Origin of the sequence: Clostridium cellulovorans 743B (genome assembly GCF_000145275.1) — a bacterium.
Taxonomy (GTDB): Bacteria; Bacillota; Clostridia; order Clostridiales; family Clostridiaceae; genus Clostridium_K; species Clostridium_K cellulovorans.
The window spans coordinates 1,382,278-1,405,656 of record NC_014393.1 but is presented as its reverse complement, the minus strand read 5'-3'; the positions used below and the strand labels follow the sequence as shown (position 1 = coordinate 1,405,656).

The window sequence follows — 23,379 nt, the reverse complement described above, 5'->3', positions numbered from 1 at the left end:
GTTAAAAGCCTAAATCAATCTGACTTAGGCTTTTGTCTTGACCTTTATATTCTTCAAAAGGTATGAGGATTATTTTCCCTCTTTTATCAAACTTATAATTTGTACCTTCCAGTGGAAGTTTATTTAAAATTAAATTCATCCCTACAGTATAAAGTGCTTCTGCAAGCAACCGAGGATTTTGCAGAACAGAACCAGCCATAAAACCTTTTTTTATCAATTCTTGTGCTTCTGATACTGCCCCAATTCCAAAAACAGGAATAGTTTTTATCTTATTGCCTTTGTTATAGCCATATTTCTGAAGGGCCTTAATTGTACCTATTGCCATTGAATCATTATTTGAAATTATAGCTTCAATTTTATCACCGTATCTAAAAAATAATGGTTGTATAGCAGCTTCTGCTATGTCTGAATTCCAATTAGCTGAGATTTTTGCAAGTTCTTCGGTTTTTATTCTTGCATTGTTGATTGTTTGAATAACATATTGATTGCGTACAATTGCCGCATAACTCTCTGGTTCCCCTTGTATCAAAATATACTGCAAAATATCATCATTGTTTTTGTCCATACTTTTCTTGTTGGTATTCCATGCATCAACAATTAACTTTCCTTGTAGTGTAGCTGCTTGTATTGAATCAGTATTTATAGCAAGAGCTTTTGTATAACCATTAAGTACATCTATATCAGCAGGAGTTGTGTTAATAAAAATTATTGGTACATTTTTATTTTTAGCCTTGGAAACAAAGTTTGATACCAGTTCACTTGATCTTTTATCAACAATAGCAACTAATAAAAGTTTATAGTTTTCATTAAACATCTTTCCTACAAGCTCATTTTCTATAGCTTCATTACCTTTTCCATCAAAGAAAGTAAATTTAACATTGTTATTATTTTCTTTTGCAATATCTTCTAAGCTTTTCTTAATACTTAAATTATACGGATTATAAAAATTATTTAATACTACCCCTACTTCAATGGTTTCCGTTTTAATACCATTAGATATAGCTTTTATCACAATTGCATTATTACAAATCGATATAGTAATAATCATAATTAAACTCACAATAAGAAGTATTTTATTTTTAAGCTTACTCATTTTCAGTTCTCCTCATTGCTGAAATAGTTATTTTCTTTTATTATGCACATTATGAATCTAATTTAATTCATTTTAATAGACGTTAGCAAATCCTAGGTATAAGTTCACCTTCTGCCATTCCCACAACCCTTGTACCATTTATATGAGTTTTTACAAAAACCATACCTTTATCATCCTTAACTATTTCTCCTATAACTTGCGAATCTTTTCCTTGAGGATTTTTTCTCATGGTAAACAGAACTTTTGCAGCATCCTCTTTTGATACTATAACCATTGCCTTTCCTTCATTAGCTATATACAAAGGGTCCAAGCCTAAAATCTCACAAAGAAACTTTACATCCTCTCTCACTAAAATAGATTTTTCCTCAATAATTATACTGTGCTTTGTATCTACTACAGCTTCATTAAGCGTTGTAGCTAACCCACCTCGAGTGATATCTCTGATAAATTTAATATTGCTTGATACTTCTAAGATATCTTTTATTAACCATTGAAGCGAACAACAATCACTTTGTATCTCAGTTTCAAAATTTATTTCTTCACGCTGGCTAAGTATAGTCATTCCATGATCTCCCAAGGTACCACTTACAATTACTTTATCACCAGCTTCTATGCCTTTATCAGAGATCTCATAACCCTTTTCAAAAATTCCTAGACCAGTTGTGTTGATATAAAGTTTATCCCCTTTTCCTTTTTCAACGACCTTTGTATCTCCTGCGATGATTTTCACACCACAACTTTTTGCTGTTTCTGACATAGAAATAACTACTTTTTCTAGGGTATTAATTTCTAAGCCTTCTTCTATTATAAAACCTGCAGTTATATAAAGTGGTTTTGCTCCACTAACAGCTAAATCATTTACTGTACCACAAACAGATAATTTGCCTATATCTCCACCTGGAAAAAACATAGGACTTACTATATAAGAATCAGTAGTTACAGCAATTTTTCCAGCTAGATTATTAACTATACTTGAATCTCCTTGTTGAAGAAGCACTTCATTATTAAAATACCTATAAAAAATTTTACCTATAAGTTCGTGGGTACTCTTCCCACCACTGCCATGTGCCAATGTAATAATTCCCATATAAAGTCTCCTTTCTTATATTAGATTAGGTACAGCTTCACTGATCATTTAAATACTTATAGTGGATTCCACAAGTCCCTTCTTTTGAAACCATACAAACCCCTAAAGGGCTATAAGGAGTACATTTTTTGCCGAAAAGCTTGCAATCCTCTGGCGTCTTTTGACCTTTCAATATAGAACCACAAATACATCCACTAGCAGAGAGAGCTTCTTGAACTTTTATATTAAACTTTATCACTGCATCAAAAGCTTTATATTTATCTGAAATAGCAAGTCCGCTATTTTTTATCTCTCCAAGGCCCCGCCAATTACTATCAACAACATTTAAAACCTTGTTTATCAATTCCTTAGCTTTTTTATTGCCCTCCAACTTAACAACACTTCCATAAATATTCTTTAATTCATGTTTATTTTCTCTTATCATATCCACTAATAAGCATACAGCAATCAAAACATCCCTATCTTCAAAGCCAGCAATTACTGATGGCATATGGAGTTCTTCACTCATAAATTTAAATGCATTTTCTCCAATAATAGTACTTACATGCCCTGGACAAATAACTCCATCTACATTAATTTCTTTATCAGAAATGAGACCTTTTATAGCTTCTGGCATAGTCTTTAAGGAAGTAAATGCACTAAAATTTCTTATATTCTCCTGATAAGCTTGCTCAATAGTAAGGGCAATAGTAGGAGCAGTAGTTTCAAAACCTATTGCTAAAAAAACCACTTCTTTATTAGGATTCTTTTTAGCAATATTTAAAGCTTCCAAGGGAGAATATATTACTCTAACATCTTTTCCCTTCGCCCTTTGGTTCATTAGAGAATTAGCCTTTGTATTAAAGTTAATATCTTTAAAGATAAAAGTATTTCCCTTATCTCCATATTGGTCTTGAATAATATTTCTTATATTAGACGGATTATCTGAATTCTCATTATTTAATAAACCATCCTTATCTTCAAAGGGAATACTTCCTGGAACATTAAGCATATCTCCGAAGGTTGTTATTATTAAATTTTCTTTTTCACTTAAATTAATAGCTGCATCAATATACCCTTGACTAGTTACACATACAGGACATCCTGGACCGCTTATTAGCTTTATATTTGGTGGCAAGAGTTTTCTTATTCCGCTTTTTAAAATCGTTGTAGTATGAGTACCGCAAATTTCCATTATCCTTATTTCTCTATCTATTTCTAAAGATTTCATAGATGGCCCTCTGAAAAAAATGATCCCTCAAATAACTTCTTGAATAGTTCCTGGGTCTTTTTACCTTGCACCTTGTCCAGTTTTTCTATAGCACATCCTGCATGAATAAGAAGATAATCTCCTACTTTAACATCTTCCAACAGAAGTATATTTACTTTCATTTTTACCCCATTATATTGAACTAAGGCATCTTCCTTATAAACTTCTATTACCTCAAGAGGTACTGCAATACACATTAAATATTCCCTCCCTATTAAATTATATTTTCACCCTAGTTTCTTATTTTGATAAATCTATTGTTTAGGTTTATATGAGTAAATAATAATATTCATACTTTGAAAACGTTTGAATTTTTAGATATACTTAATCAATAAATATAATTTGCTACTTTACCTTCATATGTAATCTTATCCTTAAAACTTAATAGATATGACATTAGATACCAAAAGCTTCTAATTAATATATTGATATTTACTCTTAAAAATATAACTTTCCACACTTAAATACTAACAAATGTAGGTGTGGATATATTTTCTAAGATTATCTATTAACCACACCTAAAATATCTAAATAAATTTATGTCAATTTGAATTTTAAACTTCATTGCCAAGCTGTAATAGGTAACTACTCAATTCATTTATTCCTTCTCCAGTTCGTGCTGACACTAAAAATACTTTTATATCCTTACTTATAGTGTATATATCTTTATAGAATTCCTCTAAATCAAAATCCGTGAACTTTAGAATATCAATCTTATTTAAAATCACAGCTTGAGACTGTTTGAATATTGATGGATATTTCAGTGGCTTATCATTACCTTCTGTTATGCTAAGTACGGTAATTCTTTTGCTCTCTCCTAAATCATAAGAAGCAGGACATACTAAATTCCCAATATTCTCTATAAACAATATATCTAAATTCGCTATGCCTTCCTCTTGTGAAAAAGTTTTTTCTTGTTTTGAATGCTTTAAACCTTCATAAGGTGCAGAATCTTTAAAATACTTTATTTCTTCATAAAGTCTCTTCTCTATAGCTTTTCTCTTAACTAAAGTAGCCATAGTTTCCACTGATTTTTCTACCATAGCAGCATCTAAGTGGCAAGCTCCACAAGTATTAATCTGTACCACAGGAATACCTTGCCCTTCAATTCGTTCTCCATCCTTTGTAGTGTATAAATCACCTTCGATAACCCCAATAGAAATTTTCTCCTTCATAGCTTTAATTACTTTTTCAAGGATTGAGGTTTTACCTGCTCCTGGAGAACCAAAAATATTTACGGCTACTATACCTTTTTCGTTAAAAAACTTTCTATTTCTTTCTGCAAACTCAGTATTAGATTGAAGTATCCTCTTATTTATATTTATACTCTTCATATTATTCCCCCTCTATCTTCTCCACCAACAATTCAAAACCATCAATTGTTACTAAATCGATTGTTGCTCCCTCACAAGCTGTTCCTTTTGTTAATGCATTAAAAGCAAAGGTAAGGGACTCTTTATCTATAGCGTTAAAGGTGCCAACTTTTATTAAGACAAGAGTTACCCTTTTAAGGTTATAAGCTTTAATATTCGTAAATACTATCATTAATATTTCTGCTGCTATTGACGCTTCATGCAATGTTGCTACCTTTTTTTATATATTCCAAACTTTTTTCCATTATAATTGTATAAGCCTCATCACAAATCTGTTGAAACTTATCCTTTAATTTTTCAGATAGATCTAAACTAAAAGCTACTTTTGCTACCTCAATCCCTAAAATAAAACCTTCTACCTTTATATTTAAATGCTTAATAAAAGAAAGTAAGCTCCTGTTGTGCATTGATAAAGAATAATTTGAATGATTTTGAAATTCAGATATTAGAATTTCTGTTATAGTTCCGTAGTCCAACATTAATAATGTGCTATCTAAAATCAACAAAAAGTCCCCTGCTTCAATATTATCTAATGCAAAATTGAAATCTGTTTCTGCTTTTATGAACGTTAGTTGTGAGTATATTTCCTCTAGTTGCTTTCCGTTCTCCAATTTTTCCTTTTCCTTTAAGAATTTTTTTTCAACTTCATCAATTACCTTAAGTGCTATACCATCATCACCCATAAGAAAGTTGCCAATTGCAATAACTTTAATCATCATACTATCCTCATAATAAAATCTTCATATTTATCACTGATTATATGAGTAGCACAGGAAACACATGGATCAAAAGATCTTATTATCCTACTTAATTCATATGGATTTTTTACATCTTCAACAAAGGTCCCAATTAATGCTTTCTCAACTACTCCATTACGCCCCATTAAATCCGTTGGAGAAATATTCCATCCCGATGGAGTTATTATATTGTAATTTGCAATTTTTTTACCTTCGATATTTATCCAATGCCCCAAGGCTCCTCTTGTAGTATCTCTAAGGCCAATCCCCTTAGCACTATCTGGAATTTCCCATTTTTCTTGGACTGTTGGCGTAAGTTTAACTCTATCAATAAGTTTGTCTAATATATCACATATCTTTTTTGCTTCTAAAACCCTTGCAATAGTCCTATCCATAGTGGATACTCCATTCTTATATTCTCCACTTATCCATTGCCTTGCTAAAGGTCCTACCTCCAAAGGAAGATTTCTATATCGTGCTGCCTTTACCCAAGTATAAGCATTCTTTTTATTTACATCTACCTTCCAGTTATTATCACCTTGAGATAAGATTTCTTTTTCATCAGAATAATAAGAATGGCTAATTTCTTCACTTATCTTACTTGCATCGAAAGGTTCTAATTTATCATCTATAAGAGTTCCTGCCTTTACATAGCTGATATCACTATGAACATCACTGTCAAAGGCTCCATATGACAAAAAATTAGTATATCCGTGACCATGTACAAAATCTTCTTTATAATAATAAGAAATAGCTCTTACATCTGGTAACATTGCAGTATTTACAAAAGTTTTTATACCATTTAGCAAGGCTTTTAGCTCAATTATCCTTGACGCATCTATATTAATTGTTGCGCCACCAACAAAAATCCCATGATTATGCGGTGCCTTCCCGCCTAAGATTGCCAACATCTTATGAGCATCTCGGCTATATTTAAAGGACTCCATATAATGCCTATTAAATATCTTAGTATAATCCTTTGTTACCTTATATTTTCTCTCTTCATCCTTTGAAACAGCATCTATCTTTGCGTAATCTGGCATTGTGAATTGATAAAAGTGCCTTATATGATTTTGAAGAAATTCACAACCATGCATTATTTCTCTAAGAATAGTTCCATTTTCATCTACTTTAACCTTTAAAGCATCTTCTAAAGCAATAGCCGATACAAATCCATGAGCTGTGGAACATATACCGCAAATTCTCTCTGTAAAATAAATTGCATCAAGAGGTGATCTTCCTTTTAGCATTTCTTCAAAACCTCTAAAAAGGAACCCTCTATTTTTAGCCTCTGTCACTAGATTATTTTCTATGGTAATCTCTATCTGCAAAAAACCACTTATTCTTGTAAGAGGATTTATTATAATTTTTTCGCTCATAACCTCACCCCTATCTAAAACTTAACAAAGGGTTCTGTCTCATCAGGAAATCCCTTCTCTGTACACCCAATGCAAGGAGTATTATCTTCCACTGGCCAATTTACCCTGTCATTCCACTTTCTAAGAGGACAATCTGCCTTTGTCATTGGTCCTTTGCACCCAAGTTTAAAATAACACTCCTTGTCTCCAAGCTTTGTTGCAAAAATATTTTGGTCAAAAAAGGATCTCCTTGAACAATAAGTGTGTATAGTATCTCCATATAAAAACACTGGTCGTTTCTCTGTATCCAACTCTGGCAATCCAAATAAAATTAAATGAGCAATAGTACTAATAACCCAATGAGGATTTGCAGGACAGCCTGGAACTCTTATAACCTCAGTCCCCAAATAATCCGGAACACTTGTACTTGAAGATGGATTTGGCTTTGTTGCTGTTGGGCCACCATAAGAAGCACAAGTTCCCACAGCTATTACATACTTTGCCTTTCCTGCTGCAAGAGATATTGCTTCAGCGCCTGAAAGTAACTTGCCATTATATTCAGCAATAATGTTATAAATTCCATTATCCCTTGTAGTCACCGCTCCTTCTACCACTAAAATGAATTCTGTATCTAGGGTTTCAAGAAAACTCTCAACAGCTTCCTGACCTTGCTGAGCCATAATGCTGTTATTGTAAGTTATCTTAACCATCTCAGTTAACAAATAGCCAACATCAGGGTCATTAGCATTTAAGAGAGAAATAATATTGCCTGAGCAACCACAAGCCTCTAACCAAATAAGATTCATCTTTTTTAGCCTACTATCGCCTATGGTATTTTTTAAAGCTGCAATTACCTCTTTGGGGCACATTTTTTTTGACATTTCATCGCCCTCATATTTTAGTACTTTATTAATTCTATTCTTATAGTTGTTGTTTTTATTCTTTAGATTTATCTATCCTCTTTTTATATCAGCGTTTTGAAACACCAAAAAGACTAACGCTATTTTCAACGTTAGCCATTTCACTATCAATATTATTTTAAAATTTCACCATCGAATATTATTCTGAGATTTCACTACTAAAAAATCTTTTAAGATTAAATAGCACAATTACACCAGCAATTATTCCAAAGACTATGGCCTCAATTACGAATAAAGGTGCAACAAACCTCTGCCAAGTGAACACATGTGAAAAGAAATTAAAAGAAAAATGGATTAGAATCATAAGCTTCAAATCAGCATTAGTCTTACTATAAATCCATGCCATAATGATTGAAAGCTCTGTTATATAAAGAACATACATAAAAAATCCTAGCACACTGCTTAAGTTTAAATGCCATATCCCCCACATAACTCCTAATATCACAGAACTGGTAAACAAGGAATACTTTTTATTAAGAAGAGGTAATAGAAAACCTCGCCACCCAAACTCTTCACCAGCACAACATATAATCATTGATAAAATATTTAATATGTAGAACATTATAGATCCATTCCAAGGCTTATATGGTATACCATACAAGGATAAAATAACATTACAAAGCCACATAACTATAAAAAATGAAACAAGTATAATAGGATACAAAATTAAACTCTTACAAGTGATCATATTATTTTTTATCTTTTCTAATATATCCTTCTGTTTAGTTATATACACATAAATTAACAGTGCTAGTGACGGTCCAAGTTGTGTAAAGGAAAAAGAATAATCTCCAATACGGGTAAAAATCATATGAGGTAATATTAAAATCAAACTCATTATCATTGTAATAACATAATAGGAACCTACTGGATACTTATTAAACAATTCTCTCAAACTACTATTTCCCTCCTACTTATATGAACATTAGTATAACTTATAAATTACAATAATTCCTCACCTTCAATTAGTGTAAGATACTCTACAAACCCACTAATTTCAATATAAGTTTCAATTGTAATATACATTTTAAAAGTATTTCTAAATATTATATTTACATTATAGTCCATTATATCATTGCAGCTTTAAGTTTTCCATTTAACTCCATACCTTTATATTTCGCTATAATTAATGCTGTACACAGCAAATTAATCTTTATTTGCTAGATAACTCCTTATTTCTCATATATAATTGATTTATAAACCAATCGCTGGTTAACAGAACTCTTAGTATCTTTGATATTAAAACCTCATTATCCAAGGATGTAACAGCCTTCGCTACCGTGCTACGGATGGTAGTCATTCAGGCAAATTATTTATAATGGAGAGATTCAAATTGGAAGAGAAAATTTTAAAAAACTTAAATCATAAATCTTTAACAATCGATAATCTAATAGCTTTATACAGCGATATTTGGTGGAATACACCGACAACATCACAAATGCCACTTCCTAAAAAATCTTCCTTCGATAAAAAAAGTAATGAAAAGGCTTTTGATTCTATAATAGACCAAGTGATGTCTATGTTAAGTAACTTTCCAAAGAATTTAGAAGAAAGACCTTTTTGGAAACAAAATACAATAGCAACCTTCAAAAGACTTATAAGAACACAACCAGTATTAAATCTTAAATATTTTGATGAATATATTACAGATTCCTTCTTTAAAAGCACAAGCTCCTTTGTAAAGGAAAGCAAAACCTTTGATAAGGATATTTCTTTTAAAGATATAAGCCAAGCCCTTAGGAATATGTGGATAGTAAACATTTTTCAAAATATATTTAATTCAGAAATAAAATTTACTTCTAGTAGTTTTGGCTATAGTATGCTTTATCCTTATACAGATAATTATCTTGATGATACAAACATTTCAACAGATGTGAAAAAAGCTTTTATTAAAAGGCTTACTAAAAAAATCAAGGGCGAAAATGTTTCTACTGCTAATTCCTATGAAGAAAAGATATTTAAATTAATAGATTATATAGAAAGAAATTTCAGCAGAAAAAGTTACCCAAAGGTTTATAAGGGACTTCTTTCAATTAATGAAGGTCAAAGGAAAAGCCTTATACAACAAGAACAGCTATCGCTTCCATATGAAAGAAACATTTTAAGTGTAACTATTGAAAAGGGAGGCACTTCGGTTCTTGCTGATGGTTATTTAGTACGGGGGGATCTAAACACAGAGGAAGAAACCTTTGCTTTTGGTTATGGCTTCATCCTTCAACTTTGTGATGATCTTCAAGATATAAAATCTGATATAGAAAATAATAATTGTACGATTTTCTCTCAGTTAGCGGGAAATTATCCACTGGATTCTCTAGTTAATAAGCTTATTAATCTAATTATAACGCTCTTAGACAATGCTGAATGTTTTGCTGCCCCTGATGTAGATGGATTAAAAACTTTAATTAAGGATAATTGCTTATATTTAATCATTTTCGCTGTGACAGATAATAGAAAATATTTTTCCAAAGACTACATAAATTTTATAGAGGAATTTTCACCATTTACGTTGATTTATATGAAAAACTTAAAAAAGAAAATGAATAGAAAATTTAAAAAATTGACTTCAACCCTTGGAGATACTTCTTTAGACGAGATAATTATGAATTTAATAGATTAACTTTTTCCTCTAATTTCTTGTACATTTTTTTCTTTGATAATCGAAATATTAAGTATTCTGAGAAAAAAGGAGTGCTTAATATTGAGATCTTTTAGAAAACTAATGATGATTTTTTCACTAATAGCTGTGTTCTTACTAAATGCTAGTTTTGTATCAGCTAAGCCTGCTAGAAAGACAGGAACACCACCTACAGCTCCAACTTCCTTAACTTATTCTGGAGTTACAACCAGTGAAGCAACCTTAACCTGGCAAGGAGTTTCTGGTGCAACTGGCTACAGTATATATAGGGCAACCCCTAATGATTCAAATTATACTTTATTAACTAAAGTTACAACTACTAGCTTTAAAAATACAGCTTTAACAGCAAACACAAAGTATTGGTATTTTGTTAGAGCGTATAATGCTTATGGAACTTCCCCAGATTCTACTCATATAAATTTAACAACAGCTCAAATTGTTGTAGAACCTGAACCTACTCCAGTTCCAGTAGAACCAACACCTACTCCAGTAGCTAAAAAATTAGTTTTAGGCTATACAACTTACTATTATTCTGGAGATAGTTCTTCTTATAACTCAATGACAACTAATACTTCTACTTTAGATGAAATTGCTACAGCTACCTATACTACAGATGCTTATGGTAATGTCACTGGACTTGTTCCAACTAATCAAATAACTTATGCAAATAGCAACAACATTAAAACTCTTGCTATGATTGCAAATAACTTTGATGGAAATATTGCAAGAAGTGTATTACAAAACTCAGTTAATAGACAAGCTTTTATAAATAATATTTTAAACATTGTAAAAGTTAATGGATATAAAGGTGTAAATATAGACCTTGAAGGTGTATATGCTTCTGACAGAAGCTACTTAACAACCTTTATGAGTGAGTTATACAACACACTTCATCCTCAAGGCTTCTATGTTTCAATGGCAGTTCCAGCAAAAACTTTTGATAGTCTTACAAATTCTTGGACTGGCGCTTACGACTATGCTGCCCTAGGCAAATATGTAGATCAGATGGTTTTAATGACTTACGATGAACATTATCCAGGCGGAACTGCAGGCCCTGTGGCTTCAATTGGTTGGGTAGAAAGTGTAATTAAATATGCTGTTTCAGTTATTCCAAAAGAAAAAATCTTAGTTGGAACTGCAGCATATGGTTATGATTGGTCTTCAAACGGTACTAAAGCATATGGAATTAATGGTATCAATAATTTAGCTACAACTTACGGAGCAACTATTCAGTGGGATTCTGTATCTCAATGTCCATACTTCAATTATACAGATGCATCTGGTGTATCTCATAGCGTTTGGTTTGAAAATGCTTATAGCTTAAACTTCAAACTTGATTTAGTAAATTCTTATGATGTAGCTGGTATAGCTATCTGGAGACTTGGACTTGAAAATGCTGATTATTGGACAAGCATAAAAACTAAATTTAACAGATAAAAATTATGATATGAATTAAAGAAATCTCACAGTATTCAATTAGGAGACTTCTTTAATCAACAAAAAAATCCCTAGCAAGTTGCCAGGGATTTTTCTTTTACATTCTATTCTATATGCTAAATTGATTTATACTTTCCTTCATCTCTTCAGTAGTCGTACTTAAGTTTTGAGCTATAGCTGCTACCTCTTCAGTAGCTGCACTCATTTCTTCAGCAGTAGCAGTGATTTCTTGGAAAGAAGCTGATACCTGTTGAGATATGGATGCAATGCCATCAACTTTTTCTAATATATTATCCTTTTCTTTATTTATGCCATGGGCAGATACATTCACCTTACTCATTCTCGGTAATATATTATTTACACCCTCAACAATATTTTTAAAGGAATCTATTGATTCATTTACTACTGTAATTTGACTCTTTAGTTCGTTATCCATATCTATTGAAGTTTTTCCTACCATTTCATTAGTATTATTACTAACACTGTCTATTAGTTTTGTTATTTTTTCTGAAGATGCTTTTGTTTGTTCTGCTAGCTTTCTTATCTCGTCTGCTACAACAGAAAATCCTTTACCAGCATCTCCAGCTCTAGCTGCTTCGATAGCTGCATTTAATGCTAATAAATTTGTTTGATCTGATATACTATTTATTAAACTAGTTATTTCATTGATTTCTTTTATGCTATCTCCAAGGCTCTTTATCTTGTCCATAAAATTCTTGAAGGAATTGCTAAAGTTATTGATTTCTTCTGATAGCTTTGACATTTTATCATTGCTGTAATCAGCCATGCTGCCTATATTTTTTGTGCTACCATTAATATTTTCAATATCATTCATAATGCTGTCTAAACCGTTTCCGAATTCATTAAGCACAGAAGATATTTCAACTAGTGAACTGGCTTGTGTTTCTATTCCGCCTGATATATCTAGGATAGAACTGCTTACAGTTGAAGCAGAAGATGCCATTTCCTCTGCGATAGACGCTAGGTGAGAAGATTGATTATCTGTAATATCAGAGCCTTCATATATTGATTTTACAATCTTCTTTATAGAGTGTTGCATATCTTTTATAGAATGTGCAATTTCTCCAATTTCATCACTTTTCTTAAGATATTTTTCATCTACATATTGTGATAAATCCCCAGTAGATATTATATGAAGCTGTTTTTTAATATAATCAATAGGTTTACTTAAAACTTTAGTTGTCAAAAGAATAATAAGTACTGAAATTAATACTACTAATACTACACTCAAGCCTATGATAGGATATATTATTGCTTCGATATCCTTATCAATTATTTTTTCTTCTATACCTACGAAAAACATACCAATAATTTTACCATTAGATGCTTTTATAGGCTCATAGATTGTTTTGTATTCAACTTGTAAAATCTCTACTTCTCCTTTATATTCACTACCGTTTTTAATCACCTGATCTAATACTTCCTCTTCGGCTTTTGTACCTATTAATCGCTTACCATCTTTAACAATAGTAGTGTTTATTCTAGTATCATTTAAAAATATAGTACATTCTACACCTGCACTTTTCTTTATATTGTCAACTAATTCAAAATTATCGTTTATTAAAATATCTCCCTTATAAAGCTTATCATCTTTAAGCTTCCAATCTCCAGGATATTTAGCATCGATAACTTGCATGCTCAAATTTGTATTAGTCTTAAGGGTATTGTGAGTTATAAAGTTACTAAATTGAACGAAGATTATAACATTCACAGCAACACAAAATAATACTATTGCTGGAATAATCCCTAACAGAATTTTACCTCGAATCTTAAATTTCATAAATTTTACCCTCCATAATGTTTTTTATTTAATTTAAATATAAAATTTAAATTCACCCATAAATAATAATATGGTTAATTTTAATACATTTACGAATTTTTTATATTTTATTGTAATTTTTTTATAGATACACTAGAATATTATACTATATCATGTTGCAATTAAGAAAGAGATATATTTAGTTAAATTTGTGAATTTTTTTGCTAAATTCTATAATATTTAAGTTATTAAATTTGTATACATGTTTTCTTAATTGTAAAATCTTTTATACTGGTACTTAAATATATACATTGTTCTTATCAACTTTATATGAATTTAATATATAAACATTATTAGAACTTATATTTAACTTCTTTAAAATGTGCTTGGTAATGTATTCAGTAATAAAATAAAGAGTACCTAAGATTTGTAAAAATCAAATCTATAGATACTCTATTTCTTTAAATAAAAATATTTATTTTTTCATTTTCAAATATATTTAACCTTAGTAGAGTTAGTAACTTTCAAAGTTTTTCATGGCTCCAGTATACAAGATAACCATTAACATCTATAACCTAAAAGATTCTATAATATTCCCACTAGAATTTAAGTTTGCAAGTACAAGCATTAGCTTAAAAGCATTTTTTTAAGAACAGCTAAATCCAAAGCATTTACTTTACCATCCTTATTCATGTCTGATACTGATAAATCAACGTTAGTATTTGTACCTAAAAGAATTGATTTAAGCACTGCATAATCGATAGCATTTACCTTTCCATCTTTGTTAACATCACCTAGTGAATAAGAAGTTTGAGTTTGTGTGGCACCTGCTCCTCTTATGAAAGCTTGCATAACTTCTGGACAACACCAAGTAAGATTCTTTCTATTAAATATTCCGAAGGTTTGCTCTTTTCCAGCAACACAATATCCATTATCCCACCATATAGGAGTTATCCCTCTAACTGTTGCTTCTTTAGCATAATATTCTGCATGTTTCACTCTAGAATCTAAATTATTCTTATTGATTGTTCCCATTTCGCCAATAACTACAGCTCTTCCATTCTTAACAAACTTATTATAAACTGCATCAAAGTCAGCACTTAGTGCAGCCTTATCAGCATCACTTCCCCAAGTTGCTGTAGTCCATTGACTAGTAAGATCTGCAGAGAAGAAATATGGTGAATACATATGTAAGGATACTATAACTCTGCTATCATTATTTGGTACTATGTAATCATTCATTGTTGTGCTAAGTGCTGCTGCTGCAAGAGTTGGAACCATAATGTGCCTTAATGCATTATTTCCACCAGTAGCTCTAATAGTGTTTACCGCTGTTAAATTATATCTATTAACCATATCTCGATTTTCATAGGAGCCACCAGACCATTCATCAGCTGCGCCTACTGGACGAGGTTCATTCATTGTTTCAAAAATTAGATAATCCCCATAATCTTTAAAGCGATTTGCAATTTGTGTCCATACTTTTGTGATTTTAGCTTTTACTTCAGCCTCATTGGCATAATAAGGCTTAAGCCATCCATCTTCGTGATGAAGATTTATTATAACATACATATTATTATCAAAAGCATAATTTGCTATTTCTTCGACTCTATTCATCCATGTTGCATCAATAGCATAATCTGGTGCTGCTCCAATATGACCATCCCAAGTTATTGGAAGCCTTAAAGTATTAAAGCCTGCTGCTTTTACTTTGTCAATCATGGCATGTGTTGTTAATGGATTCCCCCAATTTGTTTCTCCTCCTGTAGCATCCATTGTATTTCCTAAGTTCCAACCAACCTTCATTTCCTTAACAACTTGTTGAGAAGTTATGTCACGAATACCTGTCTTAGCTGTAGATGCGAGAACATTTACTCCCCCCATAAAAGTTGTGGTAACGAAAACTGATGCTAAAAGAGATATCTTTCCCCGTGATAATCTTTTATTCATTTTTTCATCCTCCAAAATATATTATTTGTCCAATTTTATGGTATCATACCGATTACATTGATAATATGGAGAAAAAAGAACTATACATGGATATTTTCCATATTCTATCCTAAAAATTTTTATGTGAAAAAAACTAAATATAAAAAGAAACTGAGTACTAGCATTTTTAGTCACTAGTACAACAGTTCCTCTAACTTTACCTTCTAACGGTTTTATTCTGAAAAAACTATTATTTAGAGTTTCTATTAGTGGTTTAGCCTAGACTACCTCTAATTTTACCCATCTTAACAATCCATTCTCTTAAAATCTTCTGCTCTTCTTCACCACTATCAAACATATCTTCTTCTTTTCCCACTAAATGCATGATTATAGGTCTAGTTGATTTTAATAATGTATGATAGAATTCATTTTTATCTTTTTCATCTATTTCATTTACTAGATTTAATAATTCCATAGCTAAAGCGAAATCTTCCTTATACTCTGAACGAGCTTCTTCTGGAATTATTCCTTTTGCTCCTACAGCATTTACGTATCTCCATGCAAATAGTAAATCTGTCTTTAATTGAGGATAGAATTCAACAAGCTTATCAATTCCTTCTTGTCCGAATTTTTCCTTAACTTCTTGTAAGCCTCTTCCTACACCTATGAATTCTGGAGGTAAGCCTATTGTATACATCGCAGCTGTAAAGGAAATAGCTCTTGGTACGTTACATTGAATTTCTGTATTTATACTTAAAATTTCTTCCTTAAGCTTTTCATCTTTAACTAAGTCAGCAATTTCTTTAACATTAGCTGCTTCTCTTACATATTGTAAACCTACTTTAGTACTTGCTAATCTATCTCTGTTTTTAGGGATATACTTTGAAATGAAATCAACAGTACTAATGAACTTAGTAAATGTTTGTAGGTAATACTTAGCAAATATTCCTATAATCTCGTACATTAATTCTATATCTTCTTCTGAGAAATCTCTTGGTTTAGTATTTTGAATATTTTCATTTAAACTATTTACAACAGCTTTCGTCTTTTCTGCACCATAATCATATCTTAAGCCTGATTGTATTGTGAAAGTTCTTACTCCAGCATAAGTTTCATATAAATCTCCTAAGCTTTCTTCAGTAAGATGTCCTCTAAATGGTAATGAACCACAACCAACAATTGGTGCTATATCAACACTGTTTTTTGCTCCCCATTTATGAGCTTTGTTTATTGCTATTAATACAGATAAAACTGATGAAACCATACCATATGACATAGCAGAATCTGATCTAGCAAACATTACTCTTTGGCTCTCTATTTTATGACCATTTTTAAGAGAATTTTGATAATATTCATCTAAAATATTATCTACATCTATTAATGCTGGTACACTTTCTATAAGAGGAATTACTCTTATACTATTTGGATCAAATTTGTTAGTATAATTTTTGTTTCCAAGTTCAATAACAGAATTAATTCTTTCTTGAATTTGTACAATTTCTTCTCCTGTTTCAATCATTGGTACAATAGTTTCTCTTATAACTTGCTCTACGCCATGTTCTGATGCAAGAATATTTGTTTCTACCAATGACATAATGCTAATTAATTGTCTAAAAACAGATTCTTTTTTAGCATTTGGTATTCTTGGTGTTATAGCTACATCTCTTCCAGGAATTACCCCATTACCTATTAGTCCTAATGCTATTTGAGATGTTTGATGGTATGGCGTAAGCTTTCCTTCGAAATCTATCATGATTTCTTCAATACCTAATCCACCCTTTTCTTGAGGAGTTAACATTCCTATGGCTTCTTCTGGTTCTTGTTGGATAGTAATATACTTGTCCGCATTATCTGGATGCTGCGTTGCCATGGATCTTGGATATTTTCTCATTAAGTTTGCCCCCTTAAAATTTTATCTATTATGTTTACCCTATGACTTACTATCCGTAAGACTCCCCTTGGGAGTTAACGGCTACTACGTCCCTGGATAGCGAGTTCCCCTAAAGGATAACGACTTCTAAGCATCAAAGATGCTAAGAACTCTGTTAATAAGTTTCAAATGAAGTTAAAAGATCCCATCTGGAACAAAGAACTCTGTTTATAAAAAATCCAATAACAATTACTCCACTAATAAACAGAGTTCTTATTATTGGTTTAGTTCTTGACTTGTTATTAGTATTTCAATCTCCATAATAGAAGATTGTTTAGCATTTATTTATTTGTATCTCTGCCTATAAAAGTAGATTTACCCTCTTAACTATTCTTACTTACAAACATACCTTTTCTTGTAGCAACTGATTTTTACTCGAATTTTGCATTTCTGTAATTAACCTGTATACGAATTTTATACGAACATTCAAGCTACTAACTTTAAATAAAATACCTAATTCAAGTATCAATTATACCATAGAACCTTAAGGCTGTAAATATTGATTAACACTGTATATGTAACACTTTTATCATCACAATATAGAGCTTTTAATTAAAAGCTTCTTTCAGTAAATTAATCCTTCTTTTTACACTTTCTTTCGTGATATTGCTTTCTGCAATTAAATCATAAGCATGAACTGTACCTTTTAATTGAACAAGCTCAACCTTGACACCATTTTTAGTAAGAGCATTAGCATATTCAATTCCTTCATCTCTTAGAGGATCAAATTCATTTACTTCTACATAAGCTGGTGGCAAATCCTTTAAGCTTTCTGCTTCTATTGGTGCAAAATATGGTCTCATTCCCATGTCACCATTTCTTAAGTAAACCTTCCACATTAATTTGCTAAGGTTACAGTTCCACACTGGTGTATCATCAAACAGCTTCATTGATTCTGTTTCTTCAATAGCTGTTGTAGGATAAATAAGCATTTGGAAACAAAGCGCTGGTCCTTTTCTATCACGTGCCATTTGTGACATAACTGCTGAAAGGTTACCACCAGCACTATCTCCACCTACAGCTATTTTATTAGTGTCAATATTTAAGCTTTCTGCATTTTCATAAACCCATTTTAAAGCAGAATAACAATCCTCAACACAAGTTGGGAATGGGTAATCTAAAGCTATTCTATAATCTACAAGTACAATCTTACAGCCAACCCCTAAAGTATATTCACGAATAAGTCTTACATGGTGCTCAAAAGTTTTCGCCATAAACCCACCACCATGATAATAAACTAAGCAAGGAGCATTTTCTTTTATATCCTGCGGTTCAAAAATTTGAATCTCTATCTCTTCACCATCATAACTCTTTATTTTTTCCTTAGTTATTTTAATTACGTCATCAGATTTATTGTTTTCTAATAGAGCAATACTACCTTGATTAAGTTGTCTAAATAATTCTAAAGTTGCTTCCTCTGTTTCCATCTCTAATTGAACCATATTCTGAAATTCTGGATAAATATCATATTTTTTACTCATCTCTACACACTCCTTAATTTTTCTATAAGATTTTAAGCTAAAACCTTATAGATGTATCAAATTATGAACTCATATACAATTAATATTATACCACTTGCAACAGTTTTTGTTATATTTTTCATTTATTCCTCATAGCTAATCCCATTTTTTCGCATATACGAATTTCACTATTGAAACTAAATCATCACTTATTAAAATCTTGTAAAAATTAGTATATCATTTTGAAGAATCTTTATTTGAAAGATATATAAGAATTAAAACTTTTAGCTTATTTTAATATTTAACTTTGTTGTTAAAGCCAAAAATAATTAACTAAAAAACCACCAAAGGAAATATCTAAATCACATTAACATTAAGTTCATGTAAACTTCATATTTAAATTAAGTTAATTTTAAGGTTTGCTAATTATACTTAGGTTCATAGATAACACAAATAAAGACGGAGGCGGTAATATGGCTATTAAATCTTTTAAACGTTATGAAAAAAAATTTATATTAACAAAAGAACAATATGATGAATTGATTCCGAGATTACTTGAATATATGAATCCAGATGAATTTTGCAAGGCTGGGAAAAATTACAGTATCTATAACATCTATTACGATACCGTTAATAGCGATGTAATAAGGCACTCTATCAATAAACCTTATTATAAAGAAAAACTTAGACTAAGAAGCTACAAAATTCCAACAAAACCAACGGATAAAGTATTTTTAGAGCTAAAAAAGAAAATCAATGGGATAGTTAACAAAAGAAGAGTTGTCCTTACCTTGGAAGAAGCTCACAAATTCTTGGAATTAGGAGAAGCCCCTAAATCAGAGGATTACGTTAATAATCAAGTAATCAAAGAAATACAGTACTATCTAAGCAAAAAGGATGTTAGCCCAACAGTTTATATTGGTTATTCTAGAAAAGCCTTCTTTAGTAAAGATGATCATGATTTTAGATTGACCTTTGACTCTCAAATTCTTACAAGACGAAACAATTTAACCTTAGAAGCAGGATTTTTTGGAGATAATATCTTAGAAGATAATCAATATCTAATGGAAGTTAAAATTCTTGGAGCAATGCCTATATGGTTTACAAATATCCTTGCTGAACTCGAGATCTATAATACTCATTTTTCAAAATACGGTAATGAATTTATGAGATACTCGTTAACTACACAAAACAATACTACCTTAAGGAGCGAAAAAGAAATATGTTAGAAACAATTTTAACCTCAACAGATGGAACATCACTTACCTTGACAAATACCCTGCTTGTTATAGCAGCATCAATTATCCTTGGAGTAATAATAAGTTTTGCTTACATCAAAACTAATAAGAAATCTACTTATAACTCCAATTTTGCAACAACACTTATAATGTTACCTGTAATAATCGCAATAATCATTTTATTAGTTGGAAACAATATTGCTAGAGCCTTTAGCTTAGCTGGCGCATTTTCAATTATTCGTTTTAGAAGTGCCCCTGGAGATCCAAAAGATATATCCTATGTATTTTTCACTTTAGGCGTAGGTCTTGCTTGTGGAATGGGCTATATAGGTTATGGTGCACTATTTACAATTGTTCTTTGCGCACTAATGTTTATACTAAATTACTCAAATTTTGGAGTGCCAAAAACTAAATCTATGCTTTTAAAAATAACAATTCCTGAGGATCTTAATTACGATGACGCATTTAATGAAATTCTAAATAAATATACAAATTCATGGCAAATAGAAAGAATAAAAACAAGAGATTTTGGTGCATTGTTTGAGCTTGATTACATAATAGATATAAAGCCAACTATAAACCAAAAAAGCTTTATCGATGAACTAAGGTGCAGAAATGGAAACTTAAATATCTCACTTATACTTTCTGGTTTTAATGAAAAGGCCTTCTAAATAAAATTATTAATATAGATTAATTGATTAAAACAAATAATTTAATAACTAAAGGAACTAAGCGTTAGCTGTTAAACTGCTAGTGCTTAGCTCCTTTTTGTATTACTTTATAGGATTTTATTTTCTTTTATCTATTATTATCCTAAAGGTTAAATAATTAAGTGCCAATATTAGTATAAAGGTTAAACAATTAAATAATTAACAATTTTTAAGTTTCCTGTAATTAACTTAAAATTAACTTCTTTAGAACAGCTAAATCAAGTGCATTTACCTTTCCATCGCTATTCATGTCCGAAACAGTTAAATCTGCATTAGTTCCACCACTTAAAATTAATTTGTGAAGAAGTGCATAGTCGATAGAATTTACACTTCCATCCTTATTAACATCACCAAGGTTATATGTTGTAGTAGTTGTAGTTCCTGATGATGTAGTTGTTGTATTACCTGATGTTGTAGGGTTTGTTGGTGCTGTCGTTGTTGTGTTCCCTGATGTTGTGGTTGTAGGTGTGGTGGTTCCTGGTTTTGTAGGACGAGTCATTCCGCCACCAGTACCGCCCATGCCTCCTGTTGTTGCTCCCGATTGAGTTATATTAGTTACAGTGCTAGAAATTGTGGCACTCCCTGCTAAGGTTCCTTTTGTATAAGTTCCTCCAGTATATAAACCATTAGTTGCAGTGCCAGTTATACTGCCTCCTAAATACACATTATATGTAGTTCCAGTTTTGATTAATGGGGATGTAACTACTACAGAAGAAAATTGTTTTGCTGGTGCAAGAGTAATAACTTCTTCTCCAGTACTGCTTTCAATACGAACTAATGTGTTAGCTGCTTGTGAAGCTAAATTTACCTTTATAGAATTTTGAGTGGATGTTGTACTTGGAGCTTGTGCCATTCCTGAACTACCAGTAGCAACTAAAAATCCTCCTGTCACAACACAAGTTGCATCATAATCTAGCGGCCCATTTCCATTGTCTGTAGGTCCATTTACAACAACAGTACCACCTGTAACTTTTATAGAACCATTTGCATCAAGTCCATCACCAGCGGCATTTACATATAAGTAGCCTCCATTAATAGTTAAAATAGGTGAAGTACCAGAAGCATTCACTCCATCATCACTAGTTACAACACTTGAACTTCCACCATTTATTGTTATGCTTTGGCTTTCAATGCCTTCATAAGCTTTTGTTACATTTATCGTTCCATTGTTAATAACTATAGTTGATTCTGAATGAACTGCATCATCTCCTGTAGCTATAGTAAAATTTCCTCCGCTAACTACTAAGTTGTTATCTGAATGCAAAGCATCATCAGCGGAATCTATGTTAAAGGTTCCACCTTCTATTACTATATTAGCCTTTGCTTTTATACCTTTATTGCTAACAGTATCGGTTGTAGTTGTGGTAGTTTGCGTAGGTCCAAAACTTTCAGTATGTACAACTCCGTTTACATTGCCACCACCAGCTTTAATTGTTATGTTACCATTCTTTATAAGAGTATTTGTTTCTCCTTGAATCCCATCTAATTCTGAGGTAATATTAATTTTTCCACCTTCTATTAATACATAACCTTTTGTCACATCTGTATCATTGGTGGCTTGTAATCCATCAGCACCGGAATTAACTGTTATATCTCCATTAACGATAACAAGAGAATCTTTTCCCTTAATACCATCATTCTTAGCAGTTACGTTAATAGTACCTGACTCTATTTTTAGATCATCCTTACCTTGGATACCATTATTGTAGTTTCCTTTTACAATTAATGCTCCATTACCAACAATTTTTAAATCATCTTTACTAAAGATTGCTGCACTAGGTTCATCAGTTGTTGTATCTGGATATACATAAGTTGATCCATCAGTTACATAATTTGTTGTGCCATCTGCTAATGAAAGGATTGTTTTATCAGCATTGATAACATTGATAGGTGCGCTATTTGAGCAAGTAATATTTACACCATTTAATATGATGTATACCTTATCTGAATCTCCTGCATTTACTATTATTTGTCCATCAGCTAAAGTACCACTGACACTGTATGTACCAGCAGCACTAATAGTGATTTTACTACCATCTACAGTTGCTCCTGAACCATTTACAGTTGTAGTACTTCCTAATTGTATAAAGGTACTTGCTTCTCCTACAGTAGTGCTGTTTCCAGAAGTTACATTAATGCTTGATATTACTGGTACTGTAGTAGTTGTAGTTGTGCTAGTCGTTGTACTTGTTGTTGCCGCATAAGCAACTTGTGCTGCCCCTGATGTAATGCTTAATGCAGCTGCTGCTAACATTGTGATAAATTTCTTGTTCATAAAATCTCCCCCTAAATTTCTTCATAAATTAAAATATAAAAGCAATATATGAGTTACTGGCTCTTAGATTTACAATTCCTCGGACTTCGAAATCTTTAAGTCACTCTCATATACAACTTTTATACATATGGTACTTTTTTTTCCTTAAATTTTGCTTAAATTTAACAT

19 protein-coding genes are annotated in these 23,379 nt (G+C 31.4%); 4 read left to right on the top strand and 15 right to left on the bottom strand.

Annotation, left to right across the window (positions count from 1 at the left end; genetic code table 11):
• Position 1: 1 nt before the first annotated feature.
• From CLOCEL_RS05805 to CLOCEL_RS05760, 10 genes are all read right to left on the bottom strand, one after another.
• Positions 2–1,093, bottom strand: coding sequence for a galactose ABC transporter substrate-binding protein (locus CLOCEL_RS05805; RefSeq protein WP_010076227.1), 1,092 nt, complete (start codon positions 1,091–1,093; stop codon positions 2–4).
• An 82-nt stretch (positions 1,094–1,175) separates the two neighbouring features.
• On the bottom strand, positions 1,176–2,180 hold the full coding sequence (hypE, locus tag CLOCEL_RS05800) for a hydrogenase expression/formation protein HypE (RefSeq protein ID WP_010076228.1): 1,005 nt from the start codon (positions 2,178–2,180) through the stop codon (positions 1,176–1,178).
• A 37-nt stretch (positions 2,181–2,217) separates the two neighbouring features.
• Complete coding sequence (gene hypD / locus CLOCEL_RS05795; RefSeq protein WP_010076229.1) at positions 2,218–3,390, bottom strand: hydrogenase formation protein HypD; 1,173 nt, start codon at positions 3,388–3,390, stop codon at positions 2,218–2,220.
• Entirely contained in the window at positions 3,387–3,626 is a 240-nt protein-coding gene (locus CLOCEL_RS05790) for a HypC/HybG/HupF family hydrogenase formation chaperone (RefSeq protein ID WP_010076230.1), read from the bottom strand. Before CLOCEL_RS05790 ends, hypD begins: the two co-directional genes overlap by 4 nt.
• A 357-nt stretch (positions 3,627–3,983) precedes the next feature.
• Positions 3,984–4,763, bottom strand: a complete 780-nt coding sequence (hypB, locus tag CLOCEL_RS05785) for a hydrogenase nickel incorporation protein HypB (RefSeq protein WP_010076231.1) — start codon at positions 4,761–4,763, stop codon at positions 3,984–3,986.
• Between the two features lies 1 nt (position 4,764).
• On the bottom strand, positions 4,765–5,007 hold the full coding sequence (locus CLOCEL_RS05780) for a hydrogenase maturation nickel metallochaperone HypA/HybF (protein WP_010076232.1): 243 nt from the start codon (positions 5,005–5,007) through the stop codon (positions 4,765–4,767).
• Positions 5,000–5,521 carry a hydrogenase maturation protease gene (locus CLOCEL_RS05775; protein ID WP_242655228.1) on the bottom strand — a complete coding sequence of 174 codons (522 nt, stop codon included), beginning with the start codon at positions 5,519–5,521 and terminating at the stop codon, positions 5,000–5,002. Before CLOCEL_RS05775 ends, CLOCEL_RS05780 begins: the two co-directional genes overlap by 8 nt.
• Complete coding sequence (locus CLOCEL_RS05770) at positions 5,518–6,918, bottom strand: nickel-dependent hydrogenase large subunit (protein ID WP_010076234.1); 1,401 nt, start codon at positions 6,916–6,918, stop codon at positions 5,518–5,520. The genes CLOCEL_RS05775 and CLOCEL_RS05770 overlap by 4 nt, the downstream gene beginning before the upstream one ends.
• 14 nt (positions 6,919–6,932) lie before the next feature.
• Complete coding sequence (locus CLOCEL_RS05765; RefSeq protein WP_010076235.1) at positions 6,933–7,778, bottom strand: hydrogenase small subunit; 846 nt, start codon at positions 7,776–7,778, stop codon at positions 6,933–6,935.
• A 178-nt stretch (positions 7,779–7,956) separates the two neighbouring features.
• On the bottom strand, positions 7,957–8,712 hold the full coding sequence (locus CLOCEL_RS05760) for a CPBP family intramembrane glutamic endopeptidase (RefSeq protein ID WP_010076236.1): 756 nt from the start codon (positions 8,710–8,712) through the stop codon (positions 7,957–7,959).
• Between the two features lie 438 nt (positions 8,713–9,150).
• On the opposite strand from CLOCEL_RS05760, the gene CLOCEL_RS05755 reads away from it, so the two are divergent.
• Entirely contained in the window at positions 9,151–10,434 is a 1,284-nt protein-coding gene (locus CLOCEL_RS05755; RefSeq protein WP_010076238.1) for a hypothetical protein, read from the top strand.
• Positions 10,435–10,515: 81 nt separating this feature from the next.
• Positions 10,516–11,889 carry a glycosyl hydrolase family 18 protein gene (locus tag CLOCEL_RS05750; RefSeq protein WP_010076239.1) on the top strand — a complete coding sequence of 458 codons (1,374 nt, stop codon included), beginning with the start codon at positions 10,516–10,518 and terminating at the stop codon, positions 11,887–11,889.
• Between the two features lie 109 nt (positions 11,890–11,998).
• On the opposite strand, the gene CLOCEL_RS05745 is transcribed toward CLOCEL_RS05750, so the two are convergent.
• The 4 genes from CLOCEL_RS05745 to CLOCEL_RS05730 form a co-directional block, all read right to left on the bottom strand.
• Entirely contained in the window at positions 11,999–13,690 is a 1,692-nt protein-coding gene (locus tag CLOCEL_RS05745; protein WP_010076240.1) for a methyl-accepting chemotaxis protein, read from the bottom strand.
• A gap of 606 nt (positions 13,691–14,296) precedes the next feature.
• Positions 14,297–15,619 carry a cellulase family glycosylhydrolase gene (locus tag CLOCEL_RS05740; protein WP_010076241.1) on the bottom strand — a complete coding sequence of 441 codons (1,323 nt, stop codon included), beginning with the start codon at positions 15,617–15,619 and terminating at the stop codon, positions 14,297–14,299.
• 253 nt (positions 15,620–15,872) lie between these two features.
• Positions 15,873–17,489: a phosphoenolpyruvate carboxylase gene (gene ppcA, locus CLOCEL_RS05735; RefSeq protein WP_010076242.1), complete on the bottom strand. Its 1,617-nt coding sequence runs from the start codon at positions 17,487–17,489 to the stop codon at positions 15,873–15,875.
• Between the two features lie 587 nt (positions 17,490–18,076).
• Positions 18,077–19,009 carry an alpha/beta hydrolase gene (locus tag CLOCEL_RS05730; protein ID WP_010076243.1) on the bottom strand — a complete coding sequence of 311 codons (933 nt, stop codon included), beginning with the start codon at positions 19,007–19,009 and terminating at the stop codon, positions 18,077–18,079.
• Between the two features lie 452 nt (positions 19,010–19,461).
• Between CLOCEL_RS05730 and CLOCEL_RS05725 the strand changes: the two genes are divergently transcribed.
• Entirely contained in the window at positions 19,462–20,217 is a 756-nt protein-coding gene (locus CLOCEL_RS05725) for a polyphosphate polymerase domain-containing protein (RefSeq protein ID WP_010076244.1), read from the top strand.
• The gene (locus tag CLOCEL_RS05720) at positions 20,211–20,897 is read left to right on the top strand and encodes a DUF4956 domain-containing protein (protein ID WP_010076245.1); all 687 of its coding nucleotides are present in this window, start codon (positions 20,211–20,213) and stop codon (positions 20,895–20,897) included. Before CLOCEL_RS05725 ends, CLOCEL_RS05720 begins: the two co-directional genes overlap by 7 nt.
• Positions 20,898–21,120: 223 nt before the next feature.
• Here CLOCEL_RS05720 and CLOCEL_RS23860 read toward each other — a convergent pair whose 3' ends face one another.
• The gene (locus CLOCEL_RS23860; protein ID WP_010076246.1) at positions 21,121–23,211 is read right to left on the bottom strand and encodes a carbohydrate-binding domain-containing protein; all 2,091 of its coding nucleotides are present in this window, start codon (positions 23,209–23,211) and stop codon (positions 21,121–21,123) included.
• Positions 23,212–23,379 lie beyond the last annotated feature (168 nt).